General features: G+C 70.2%; 11 protein-coding genes. 7 read left to right on the forward strand and 4 right to left on the reverse strand.

Annotation, left to right across the window (positions count from 1 at the left end; all coding sequences use genetic code 11):
• Nucleotides 1-4 precede the first annotated feature (4 nt).
• The 4 genes from E0H50_RS22660 to E0H50_RS22675 are packed head-to-tail and all read left to right on the forward strand — an operon-like array spanning nucleotide 5 to nucleotide 4,524.
• Nucleotides 5-796, forward strand: coding sequence for a lysophospholipid acyltransferase family protein (locus tag E0H50_RS22660; protein WP_131291741.1), 792 nt, complete (start codon nucleotides 5-7; stop codon nucleotides 794-796).
• The gene (locus E0H50_RS22665; protein WP_131291743.1) at nucleotides 793-1,797 is read left to right on the forward strand and encodes an NAD(P)H-dependent glycerol-3-phosphate dehydrogenase; all 1,005 of its coding nucleotides are present in this window, start codon (nucleotides 793-795) and stop codon (nucleotides 1,795-1,797) included. Before E0H50_RS22660 ends, E0H50_RS22665 begins: the two co-directional genes overlap by 4 nt.
• Nucleotides 1,794-2,705, forward strand: a complete 912-nt coding sequence (locus E0H50_RS22670) for an aminoglycoside phosphotransferase family protein (RefSeq protein ID WP_202868275.1) — start codon at nucleotides 1,794-1,796, stop codon at nucleotides 2,703-2,705. The genes E0H50_RS22665 and E0H50_RS22670 overlap by 4 nt, the downstream gene beginning before the upstream one ends.
• Nucleotides 2,706-2,730: 25 nt before the next feature.
• A complete protein-coding gene (locus E0H50_RS22675) occupies nucleotides 2,731-4,524 on the forward strand; it encodes a hypothetical protein (protein ID WP_131291747.1) in 1,794 nt (597 codons plus the stop codon).
• Here E0H50_RS22675 and E0H50_RS22680 read toward each other — a convergent pair.
• Nucleotides 4,477-5,595, reverse strand: a complete 1,119-nt coding sequence (locus tag E0H50_RS22680) for an ROK family transcriptional regulator (RefSeq protein WP_131292032.1) — start codon at nucleotides 5,593-5,595, stop codon at nucleotides 4,477-4,479. The two genes, E0H50_RS22675 and E0H50_RS22680, sit on opposite strands and share 48 nt — an antisense overlap.
• Before the next feature lie 74 nt (nucleotides 5,596-5,669).
• Here E0H50_RS22680 and E0H50_RS22685 point away from each other — a divergent pair, with 74 nt between their 5' ends.
• Entirely contained in the window at nucleotides 5,670-6,782 is a 1,113-nt protein-coding gene (locus E0H50_RS22685; protein WP_238151145.1) for a Gfo/Idh/MocA family protein, read from the forward strand.
• An 11-nt stretch (nucleotides 6,783-6,793) separates the two neighbouring features.
• Nucleotides 6,794-7,801, forward strand: coding sequence for a sugar phosphate isomerase/epimerase family protein (locus E0H50_RS22690; protein WP_131291749.1), 1,008 nt, complete (start codon nucleotides 6,794-6,796; stop codon nucleotides 7,799-7,801).
• 3 nt (nucleotides 7,802-7,804) lie between these two features.
• On the opposite strand, the gene E0H50_RS22695 is transcribed toward E0H50_RS22690, so the two are convergent.
• Nucleotides 7,805-8,986, reverse strand: a complete 1,182-nt coding sequence (locus E0H50_RS22695; protein WP_202868276.1) for an MFS transporter — start codon at nucleotides 8,984-8,986, stop codon at nucleotides 7,805-7,807.
• A 55-nt stretch (nucleotides 8,987-9,041) separates the two neighbouring features.
• On the opposite strand from E0H50_RS22695, the gene E0H50_RS22700 reads away from it, so the two are divergent.
• Nucleotides 9,042-9,725, forward strand: coding sequence for a FadR/GntR family transcriptional regulator (locus E0H50_RS22700; RefSeq protein WP_165547254.1), 684 nt, complete (start codon nucleotides 9,042-9,044; stop codon nucleotides 9,723-9,725).
• On the opposite strand, the gene E0H50_RS22705 is transcribed toward E0H50_RS22700, so the two are convergent.
• Complete coding sequence (locus tag E0H50_RS22705) at nucleotides 9,671-10,231, reverse strand: GNAT family N-acetyltransferase (RefSeq protein WP_131291752.1); 561 nt, start codon at nucleotides 10,229-10,231, stop codon at nucleotides 9,671-9,673. The two genes, E0H50_RS22700 and E0H50_RS22705, sit on opposite strands and share 55 nt — an antisense overlap.
• Before the next feature lie 67 nt (nucleotides 10,232-10,298).
• Nucleotides 10,299-11,465, reverse strand: a complete 1,167-nt coding sequence (locus tag E0H50_RS22710) for an MFS transporter (RefSeq protein ID WP_238151146.1) — start codon at nucleotides 11,463-11,465, stop codon at nucleotides 10,299-10,301.
• Between the last annotated feature and the right edge of the window lie 19 nt (nucleotides 11,466-11,484).

Raw genomic sequence — 11,484 nt, forward strand, 5'->3', positions numbered from 1 at the left:
TCCCATGACCGACGGCCATCATCAGCACCAGGAGGCAGCTGTGGACGCGAGGCAGGCGGACCCACGGCCGCCGCGTGGGTTCTGGTTCGGGGTGATCGTCGCGATCGTCAAGCCGTTCATGATCGTGTTCACCAAGTGCCGGTTCACCGGCCGGGAGAACATGCCGCGGACCGGCGGCGTGGTGTACGTGCCCAACCACATCTCGCATTTCGACCCGGTCGTGCTCGGGTACTTCATCTGGGAGTGCCGGCGGATCCCGCGGTTCCTCGGCAAGGCGTCGGTGTTCAAGATCCCGGTGGCCGGGAAGATCATCAGCGGCGCCGGGCAGATCCCGGTGTACCGGGAGTCCGCGCAGGCCGCGGACGCGTTCCGGGACGCGGTGGCGGCGGTCGAACGCGGTGAGTGTGTGGGCGTTTACCCGGAAGGGACGATCACCCGCGATCCCGAGCTGTGGCCGATGACCGGCAAGACCGGCGCCGCGCGGATCGCGTTGATGACCGGCTGCCCGGTGATCCCGGTCGCGAACTGGGGAGCGCAGGAGATCCTCAGGTCCTACACCGGCAAGGTGCGCTTCCGGTTGCTGCCGCGCAAGACGCTGCAGGTGCGGGCGGGTACGCCGGTCGACCTGAGCGCCTTCGAGGGCAAGCCGCTGACGAACCAGCTGTTGCACGAGGCAACCGAGGTGATCATGGCCCGGGTCGCCGAGACCCTCGGCGAACTGCGCGGCGAGACCCCGCCCAAGGAGCTCTACGACCTGCGCAAGGCCCGCAAGGCTCAAGGTGAGGAGAAGGAATGACCAAAGTCGCGGTGTTCGGCGCCGGGTCCTGGGGTACGGCGTTCGCCACGGTGCTGGCGAACGCGGGGAACCAGGTGTCGGTGTGGGCCCGGCGGGAGGACGTGTGCGACGCGATCAACGCGCGGCACGAGAACGCCGAGTACCTGCCCGGGATCGAGCTGCCGGACGCGATCACCGCGACGCACGACCCGGCCGCGGCGGCCGACGGGGCGGAGGCCGTCGTCCTCGCGGTGCCGTCGCAGTCGCTGCGTGAGAACCTCGCGGACTGGGCCGGCGTGCTGCCGAACGCCGTACCGCTGGTCAGCCTGATGAAGGGCGTCGAGCTCGGTACGACGCAGCGGATGAGCGAGGTGATCGCGGAGCTGACCGGTGCCGGTCCCGAACGGATCGCGGTGGTGTCTGGCCCGAACCTGGCGCGCGAGATCGCCGAGGGGCAGCCGGCCGCGTCTGTGGTGGCCTGCGCCGACGAGGGGACCGCGGCGCGGTTGCAGAAGCTGTGCCATTCCCCGACGTTCCGCCCGTACACGAACAACGACGTCGTCGGCTGCGAACTCGGCGGCGCCTGCAAGAACGTGATCGCACTCGCGGTCGGGATGGCCGTCGGCCTCGGGTTCGGCGACAACGCCCGGGCGTCGGTGATCACCCGCGGCCTGGCCGAGATCGCCCGTCTGGGTACGGCGCTGGGCGCGGACGAGCACACGTTCTCGGGGCTGGCCGGGCTGGGCGACCTCGTGGCCACGTGCTCGTCGCCGCTGTCGCGGAACCGGACCTTCGGCGAGAAACTCGGCCAGGGCATGACAGTCGCGGACATCGCGGCCGGAACCCGGCAGGTCGCCGAGGGCGTGAAGTCCTGCGCGTCGATCAGCGAACTGGCGCACCGTCACGACGTGGAGATGCCGATCGCGGAGCACGTCACCAAGGTCGTCGCCGGTGAGATGACCCCGAAGGACATGCTGTTCAGCCTGGTGTCCCGCTCGGCGAAGTCGGAGCGCTGGGGTTGATCCCGGAAGCGTTCGCCCGGAGCACCGTTGCGCGTGAGGGTGCGGCCGGGGCAGCGTGGCTGGCCGAGTTGCCCGGGATCATCGAGGATCTGCTGGCGCGTTGGCACTGCACGGTCGACGGCCAGGTCGCGTACGGCCAGGTCGGCGTGGTCGTGCCCGTGCGTGATGCTGCGTTGAAGGTGTCGTTCCCGCATCCTGGCAACGATCACGAGCCGGATGCGTTCGAGGCGTGGCGCGGTCGCGGTGCGGTCAAGCTGTACGAACGCGACGACGCCCACTACGCCATGCTCCTGGAGCGGGCTCATCCCTCGACGCTGCTCGAGTCCGACCAGGACGTCGTCACGATCGCCGGCGTACTGCATCGCCGGCTGACCATGCCGGCTCCTGACGGCCTGCCGCGGTTGTCGGAGCAGGCCGACGGGTGGGCGGAGAAACTCCGCAAGGACGCTGCGGAGCTGGATCATCCGTTGCCCGCAGCGGTGGTCGACGCGGCGCTGGCGGTCGTCGACGACCTCGGCCGCGATCAGCCGGAGATCCTGATCCACGGCGACTTCCACCCGCGCAACATCCTGAGCGCGGACCGCGAGCCCTGGCTGGCCGTAGACCCGAAGGGCTACGTCGGCGACCCGGCGTACGACGCCGCGATCTTTCTCCGCACCCGGGCCTACCACCTGTTCGCCGCGGGCGGTCTACTCACGGACGACCTGCTGCGGCAGTTGCGCGCCGAGCTCGAGCAGTTCGCCGAGGTATCAGGCATCGACCCCGAACACATCAACCGTTGGCTCCAGTTGATCGCCGTACAGTCCTCGTTCTGGGGCCGCCGCAACGGCTTCGGCCGAGCCCGCAGCGGCCCCCGACTCGAACAGATCATCAGCCTGATCGACGAACTCGCTGTGCAGTGGATGTGACCCGGCGTAGATCTAGCGTTGCGGTGTGGACGCGATCGAAGACTTCGTAGGCCGGATCCCGGCCTGGATGGATGAGACCGGCGCCGGCGGGGAGCCGGATCTCAGGTTGATCCGGGACCTGCTCGAGGCCCGTGCCGACGTGCTCGAGCCGCTCGATCTCCCCGTCGACGACTGGAAGATCCCGGCGTGCTTCGTCTGGCCGAACCAGTACCTGTGGCGGACCGTGCTCGAGGTCGCGCCGTTCAAGTTCCACTGCGACGCCGACGTCCGCGAGGCGCTGATCCGCACGGTGCCGATCCTCGGTGGCTTCATCCGGATGCGATGCACTCTGGAGACGGACTCGACGATCAGCGCCGAGGTCGAGGATGTCGTACGGATCCTTCGCAGCCCAGCGGCCGAAGAGCTGGGGACGCCATGGGTCTGGGCGCTGAAGCTGCGCTCGCGCGATCCGAAGGTGAAGGCCGTCGAGCTTCCCGAAGGCGAGCCCGGCATGGGGTGGAACGCACGGTTCGGTCAATTGCCGTGGGAGCGTCGGGACGAGTTGATCGGTCCGATGCCGCGGTCGTTGGTGACGATCCCGGACACCTTGTGGGAGAAGCCGGCGCCGGTGCTCACGCTGCCGTCGAGCCTCGTTGCGGCGGCGCGGCAGGCGCCGTTGATGGCCGCGGTGGTCGAGGTGGCCGAGTTCCTTGCCGACCGGCCAGGGGTGTGGACGGGAGCGCGCCTGGCGGAGGACGTCGTCCAGCAGGTTCTCGACGGAACGAGCCTCACCGATACGGACGCCGTACAGGAAGCCTGGCGGTTGGCGGTTCTGGCCGAGTTCCTGTGGCCGACGCCGGAACGCGCCTTCCGGGGCGAGCAGCTGGACCAGTGGGCCGATCCTGACAAGGTCGTGGGCCGGTGGACCGAAACGGCCAGGGTCCTGATCCGCGACCTGCCGGACCCGTTACGCGACGAGGTTGTCCGGTTGATCATCGCGGCGTACTCGCCGGGTATCGACGAGACGGCCGATGTCCTCGCCACCGCTGAAGGGCGTCAGGCTGTCGACGGCCTGCGCCGCATCGGTGTCCTCGATGGCTTCATGCTGACCCCGCTCGGACTGCAGGGGCTGTTGTTCAGCTGGGCCGGCTGGAAGCGTGACGAGACTCTGCGCCTGGAGGCGGGGGAGTGGCGGGCGGACCTGACCGTCGCCGACGTGCGCGAGTGGTTGCGGGCGGCTGTGCAAGGCGTCCTGGATCCGGCCGGGCTCAACTGGAAGGCCACCGCCGACCCGCAACTGTTCGCCGGGCAGCTGGTCGACACGATGCTCGCGGTCGACGACGGCGTGCTGCGCGCGGCTGCGTACAACTTCCTCGCGCAACTCGGGCCTGCCGTCACGCCGGCGGTCGATCGGTTGGCCGGCACCTCGCTCCGGGCCTACCGCGCCTCGTGGCCGGGCGGTGCCGAGATGCCGGACCCCAGCGCAGCGGAACTGAAGCGCTTCCTGACTGATTATCTGGAGTTCTTCGACGCGTTCGAGGACGTTTTCGTGGCGCAGGTACGGCCTGGCACGAAGGTCACTACCGGTGCATTCGACCTCCTCGGGGTCAGTGCGGACAGCGTGCCCAGCCACCTCCGCAATGGCGAGCCGATGTCGGCCGACGACGTCGCCGAGTTGCGCCGCTCACTCGCCGAGAGCCGTCGCGGAATGGCTGAGTTGCTCGCGCAGGTCTCGACGGTGGACGCGCCGGCGTCGCTGGACAGCTCAGACGGTTCAGACGGTTCGGACGGCTCAGACGGCGAGGACGAACTGCCGGACCAGGGTGACGGCGCCCAGTAGCGCGGCGTCCCGGCCGGTGGTCGAGCGGGCGACGCGGAGGTGGGTCGTGGCCAGGGGCAACGATCTGGCGTAGATCGCTTCGCGGAGGCCGGCCAGCAGGCTGTCGCCGGCCTGGGAGAGGGAGCCGCCGACGACGATCACGGACGGGTTGAGCAGGCTGACTGCGGCGGCGAGGACCGTGCCGATCTCGCGGCCCGCTTGGCGTACGGCGGTTGTCGCGGTCGTGTTGCCCGCTCGGACCAGGTCGACGATGTCCTGGCTGGTCTCGACGCCTAGCGTGGCGGCGAGTGCGGCCGCCGACGCGATCGCTTCCAGGCAGCCGGTGTTGCCGCAGCGGCAGAGTTCGGTGTGGCCGGGCGCCTGGATGTGGCCGATGTCGCCGGCCGCTCCTTGGGCGCCGCGGTGCAACCGGCCGCCGCTGATCACACCCGCTCCGATGCCGGTGGCAACCTTCACGAACAGCAGGTGCTCGACGTCCGGGTACGTCGTCGCGTGCTCGCCGAGCGCCATGATGTTCACGTCGTTGTCGACCAGCACCGGGCCCGGCAGCTCCCGGCTGAGTCGGCCGACGACGTCGTACGAGTCCCAGCCCGGCATGATCGGCGGATGGTTCGGCCGGCCCGTGCTGTGTTCGACCGGTCCGGGCAGCCCGACCCCTGTGCCCGCCAGATCGTCCGGTGATCTCCGGGCCTCGCGCAGCAACGCGTGTCCGGCCTCGCCGACCGCGGCGAGGACGACCTCGGGCCCTTCGGCGATCTCGAGCGGCGTCGTCGACCGGTGCAGGATCTCGCCGGCCAGGTCGGTGAGCGCGACGGACAGGTGCGTCGCGCCGACGTCCGCGGCGAGCACGAGCCGCGCGACCGGATTGAACCGGAACCGCGCCGGCGGCCGGCCACCCGTCGACGCCGCCTCACCCGACGGCACCACGAGCCCGTCGGCGAGCAACGCCTCGATCCGCCCGGTCACCGTGGACCGCGCGAGACCGCTGCGCTCGATCAGTTCGGCGCGCGTCCGCGGTTGCCCGTCGAGGAGCAGCCGCAACACCGCGTCCGCCGTACCGAGATCGCTCATCACCGGACTTCCGTCGTACTGGCCGTGGACTTTTGCTTGACAGGGTTCAAAAGGGTCCCATAGCGTCCTACGACGTGTCCACCAAACGGCTCAGGGTAGGGATCGTCGGCGGCGGCTTCATGGGCCAGGTCCACGGCAGGTCCGCGTTGGTCTCCGGAGCGACCGTGGTCGGCGCTGTCGGCTCGTCGCCCGCGAGAGCCGAAGCCGCGGCGGAGGCGACCGGTGCCGAGCGCGGCTTCGCGTCCCTCGACGACCTGCTGGCCGCCGACCTCGACGTGGTCCACATCTGTACGCCGAACAACACGCATCGCGAGGTCGCGCTGAAGGCGCTCGAAGCCGGCAAGCACGTGGTCTGCGAGAAGCCGCTCGCCACCTCGGTGCAGGACGCGGCAGGTCTGCACGCCGCTGCGGTCGAGGCCGGGCTGGTGGGCGCGGTGCCGTTCGTGTACCGGTACCACCCGATGGTCCGCGAGCTGCGTACCCGGATCGCCGCGGGCGACGCCGGCGTGATCACCAGCCTGCACGGTTCGTACCTGCAGGACTGGCTCGCCGGCGCGGACGACCAGAACTGGCGCGTGGACGACACGACCGGTGGGCCGTCGCGGACCTTCGCCGACATCGGATCGCACTGGTGCGACCTGACCGAGTTCGTGACGGGTGACCGGATCGCCGCGATCAGCGCCCAGCTGCGGACGGTACGTTCGACCCGTGGTGGGGTGGAGGTCCGCACCGAGGACCTCGCCACCGCGCAGTTCCGGACCGAGGCCGGTGTGGTCGGGACGATCGTGGTCAGCCAGGTCGCGGCCGGCCGGAAGAACCGGCTGTACCTCGAGGTGTCCGGCACCGAGTCGAGCTTCGGCTTCGACCAGGAGGATCCGGATCGCCTGTGGGTCGGCCGTCGTTCTGCGTCCCAGCTGCTGACGCGCGACCCCGAGACCTTGAGCCCGCCCGCGGCCCGGGTGAACCGGCTGCCGGCCGGCCACGCGCAGGGGTACCAGGACGCGTTCGACTCGTTCGTCGCGGACAGCTATGCCGCCGTACTGGGTGACCGCCCGGACGGCCTGCCCGATTTCGCCGCCGGAGCGCGGTCCGCTCGCGTGGTCGACGCCGTACTGCGGTCCGCCGCGGACGACAGCGCGTGGACCACCGTCGACAACCCTGTCGACCACACCGTAGACAACGCCTAGGAGCTCAGTAGATGCCTCGTCCGATCACGCTCTTCACCGGTCAGTGGGCCGACCTGCCGTTCGAGGAGGTCTGTCAGTTCGCCTCCGAGGCCGGGTACGACGGCGTCGAGATCGCCTGCTCGGGTGACCACTTCGACGTCCAGCAGGCCGTCGACGACGACTCGTACGTCCAGGGCCGCAAGGACATCCTGGAGAAGTACAACCTGCAGGTGTTCGCGATCTCCAACCACCTGGTGGGGCAGGCGGTCTGCGACAACCCGATCGACTTCCGGCACCAGGCGATCGTGCCGTCCCGGATCTGGGGCGACGGCGACGGCGAGGGCGTCCGGCAGCGCGCCGCCGAGGACCTGAAGAACACCGCCCGCGCGGCCCGGAAGCTCGGCGTGGACACCGTCATCGGCTTCACCGGCTCGTCGATCTGGCAGTACGTCGCGATGTTCCCGCCGGTGCCGGCGGAGCGGATCGAGGCCGGGTACCAGGACTTCGCCGACCGGTGGAACCCGATCCTCGACGTGTTCGACGCCGAAGGTGTCCGGTTCGCGCACGAGGTGCACCCGTCGGAGATCGCGTACGACTACTGGACCACCACGCTCACCCTCGAGGCGATCGGCCACCGCGAGGCGTTCGGCCTGAACTGGGACCCGTCGCACATGGTGTGGCAGGACATCGACCCGGTCGCGTTCCTGTGGGACTTCAAGGACCGGATCTACCACGTGGACTGCAAGGACACCCGGATGCGGGTCGGCGGCGGACGCAACGGCCGGCTCGGCTCGCACCTGCCGTGGGGCGACCCGCGCCGCGGCTGGGACTTCTACTCCACCGGGCACGGCGACGTGCAGTGGGAGGACTGCTTCCGGGTGCTGAACTCGATCGGCTACGACGGGCCGATCTCGGTCGAGTGGGAGGACGCCGGCATGGAGCGCAAGGTCGGCGCGGCGGAGGCGGTCAACGTCATCCGCGCGCTCGCCTTCGACAAGCCGGAAGCCGCCTTCGACGCCGCCTTCGCCACGGACAAGTAGGTTTCAGCGGCTGTCGCGGCCCGCGACGAAACCCAGCGTGACCTGTGTGGCTGCGAGTACGGCGAACACGATCAGCGTCGTACTCCAGCCGCCGGTCACCTGGGTCAGGTAGCCGGCGACGACCGGACCGGCGGCGGCCAGCGTGTAGCCGACCGCCTGCGCCATCCCGGACAGCTGGGTGGTCTCGTGGTGCCCGCGGCCGCGAAGACTGATGAGCGAGAGCGCAGCGACCAGCCCGGCGCCCTGACCTAGCCCGCCGACGATCGCCCAGACGATCGCGAGGGGCGGCGCCAGCAGAAGTCCTAGCAGTGCTAGCAGAATCGGCAGGCTCGCGGTCATCAACCCGGCCCGCTGGTTGGTCGGGTGCTTCAGCAGCAACGGAATGCTGAGCCCGCCGATCAGGCCGCACACCTGGAAGATGAACAGGTGCACTCCGGTGGACCGCTCCGAGACGCCGCCGGTCGCGATCTCGATGGTCGGCAGCCAGTTCACGAACAGGTAGAAGCTCGTGGACTGCAGGCCCATGAACCCGGTCACCAGCCAGGCCGTCGGCTGCCGCCAGACGCTCACTGTTCGCGCCCCGTCGTCCGTCGTTGCCGCCGGCATCGGTTCGGGCGACAGCGTCCGCGGCAGCCAGATCACGGCGACCAGTACGGCGAGCCCGCCCCAGACCGCGAGGGACAGCCGCCAGTCGACCGCGTCGGCGATCGGTACGGCGAGGATCGAGGCGATCGCGGCGCCGCCGGTGATGAACGCCGTGTAGACGCCGGTCGCGCGGGACACGTGCGCGGCGTAGTCACGTTTGATGATGACGGGCACCAGGACGTTGCCGACCGCGATCGCGGCGCCGACCACCGCCGTACCGATCCAGAGACCGGCCTGACCCGTGTACGGGCGGAGCGCGCTGCTCGCCGCGAGCACCAGGAGCGACACGAACACCGCCCGCTCCATCCCGAACCGCCGCGACGCGAGGTGGACCAGGGGAGAGGCGACCGCGAACGCGAGCAGCGGCAGCGTGCCCAGCAATCCCTGCGCGGCCTCACCGAGGTGCAGATCGAGCCCGATCCGCGGCAGCACCGGACCGACCGCGGTCAGCGCCGGCCGCAGGCTCAGCGCGACCACGAAGGCGGTCGCGGTGATCAGCGCCGACCGCTCTCGAGCCACCGGTTCGGTCAGCACCGCCACGACACACCTCTCCTTGCCTTCCGTGCAGATGTCCTACATTTATATACTCTATGCCATGGAGTCGAGTTCCTTGGTGCGGCAGGTGCCGCTCGTGCTGCAGGTCACGGAGCGCTTCCGCGCGCAGATCGAGTCCGGGGTGTGGCCGCGCGGGTCGCGGATCCCTGGTGAGAATCAGCTCGCGAGCGAGCTGGGGGTCAGCCGCGGCACGGTGCGGGAGGCGTTGCGTTCGCTGAGCCTGACCGGCCTGCTCGAGCCGCGCGTCGGCGACGGCACCTATGTGCGCGCGACCAATGAGATCAGCGGCGTACTTGTCCGGGACGAGCTGTCAGCGTCGCTCACCCACGTCCTCGACGCGCGGGCCGGCATCGAGGCGGCAGCGGCCCGGCTGGCCGCTCAGTACGCCGATCCGGACAGCCTGACGCCGCTCACCGACGCGCTCGACCGCCGCGGTGTCGCGCTTGCGGACGGTGACATGGACGCGTTCGTCGCCGCCGACACGGAGTTCCACCGCGGCGTCGTCGTCGCGAGCGGGAACCCGTTGTTGCTGCGGTTGTACGACGCCCTCGCCGAGGTGCTCGCCGCGTCGATCCACCAGACCGCGACGATCCCCGAGGACCACCGGATCCTCGACGCGCACGTCGACGTACTGAACGCGATCCGGGCCGGTGATCCCGAGGCGGCGAGTCAGGCGTCGTACGCGCTGATCGAGTCCGTCAAGGTCGCGGGATCCGGCCAGTAGTACCTGAAGCAGGCGGGCCGGCCGTTGAGGCGGCGCGGTTCGCCACCCGGCGGCGGGACCTCTTTGCGCTCACCTTGGATGCCGCCGCGCGCCTCGTAGAAGCCTTGGGCGGCGGTGTTCTGCTCGAGGACCCACAGGTAGATCCCCGAACCCGGCGACGCCTCCTGCAGCGCCTCGGCTGTCAACGCCAGGAGCTGCGTCCCGATGCCTTGCCGCTTGAGTGGCGCGCGGACATGCAGGTTGTCGACCAGCGCACCGAACTTCGGGTCCGCGTCGAGCACCAGGTGCGAGAGTCCGACCAGTTGCCCGTCGTACTCCGCCACTGTCGTCCGCGTACCCTCCTGCGCGGCGAGCCGCTTGGCCCACATGCCGCCGAGATACTCGGGCGACTCGTCGTCGAGGAAGGCGTCCGCGTAGGCACCCCGGTAGTGCCGCCGCCAGCTGTCCCCGTGCAGCTCCGCAACCGCCGCCGCGTCGTCCGCCCCAGCCACCCTGAAAGTCGTCACCCAACGATTCGTACCACCCGCCGCTGCTCCGCCTCCGGTGTTGTCCAGTCGCTGGTACGGCCTGAGGTCAGTCGGCGACGCGGGTGTGGCTGCGGGTGCGGAGGACCGGCGCGAAGACGGCCAGGCCGGCCGCGAGGGCGGTGACGACGATGAACGAGATGGTCAGGTTGCTGGCCTGGGCGATGCCGCCGATGATCGACGGGGCGACCAGGCCGGAGGCGTACGTGATGGTGGCGACGCCGGCGATCGCATGGCTGGAGTTGCCCTCGGCGTGGCCCGCGGCGGCGAAGGCGAGCGGTACGACGACCGCGATGCCGACGCCGATCAGGCCGAAGCCGGCCATCGCGGCGATCGCGTTTGGCGCCAGGACGACGAGCAGACCGCCGAGCGCCGCGATCACGCCGCTCCAGCGCACCGTGCGGACGGCGCCGAACCGGTCGACGACCGCGTCGCCGGTGATCCGGGCGATCGCCATCGTCAACGCGAACCCGGTCGTCGCGCCGGCCGCGACACCCGCTGAGCTGTCCAGGATGTCGCGCAGGTACACAGCCGACCAGTCCAGGCTGGCGCCCTCCGCGAACACCGCGCAGAACCCGACCGCCCCGATCAGCAACGCCGACTTCGGCGGCAGCGCGAACCGCGCCGGCGGCTCCTCGTCGTCCTCGGGATGGATGTTCAGCACGAACTGACACACCACCGCCCCGACGACGGTCAGTACGACGGCCGCGACCGCGTGGTGGACCTGCGCACTGAGACCGGCATGCGCCGCGACCGTCCCGACCGCGGAGCCGAGCAGCGCGCCCACACTCCACAGGCCGTGCAGTCCGGACATGATCGACTTCTTCAGCCGGTGCTCGACCTCCACGCCGAGCGCGTTCATCGCCACATCGGCCATCCCCGCCGTACCGCCGTAGATCAGCAGTGCGGCGCACAACGTCAGCAGGCCCGGGGCGAGCGACGGCAGGATCAGCGCGAGCGTCCAGAGCGCGAGCAATCCGCGCAGCGCGGTGCGGGTGCCGAGACGGTGACTGACCCGGGCGGCGAGCGGCATCATCAGCGCCGCGCCGAGCGCCGGGAACGCGAGCGCGAGGCCGAGCTGGCCGGCGGACACCCCCGCGTGCTCCTGGATCCAGGGCACCCGGGTCGCGAACGACCCGGTCACGGACCCGTGCACGCAGAAGACCGCGGCGACGGCGTACCGCGACCGTTTGACGAGGAGGGTGTCATCAATCACAAGCAAACACACTATCTGT

It is taken from the genome of Kribbella sindirgiensis (genome assembly GCF_004331435.1).
Classification (GTDB): Bacteria; Actinomycetota; Actinomycetes; order Propionibacteriales; family Kribbellaceae; genus Kribbella; species Kribbella sindirgiensis.

Coding starts and splice junctions, on each gene's coding strand:
- E0H50_RS22690 (WP_131291749.1), top strand. CDS start 6,794: ATGCCTCGTCCGATCACGCTCTTCACCGGTCAGTGGGCCGACCTGCCG.
- E0H50_RS22700 (WP_165547254.1), top strand. CDS start 9,042: ATGGAGTCGAGTTCCTTGGTGCGGCAGGTGCCGCTCGTGCTGCAGGTC.
- E0H50_RS22660 (WP_131291741.1), top strand. CDS start 5: ATGACCGACGGCCATCATCAGCACCAGGAGGCAGCTGTGGACGCGAGG.
- E0H50_RS22665 (WP_131291743.1), top strand. CDS start 793: ATGACCAAAGTCGCGGTGTTCGGCGCCGGGTCCTGGGGTACGGCGTTC.
- E0H50_RS22680 (WP_131292032.1), bottom strand. CDS start 5,595: ATGAGCGATCTCGGTACGGCGGACGCGGTGTTGCGGCTGCTCCTCGAC.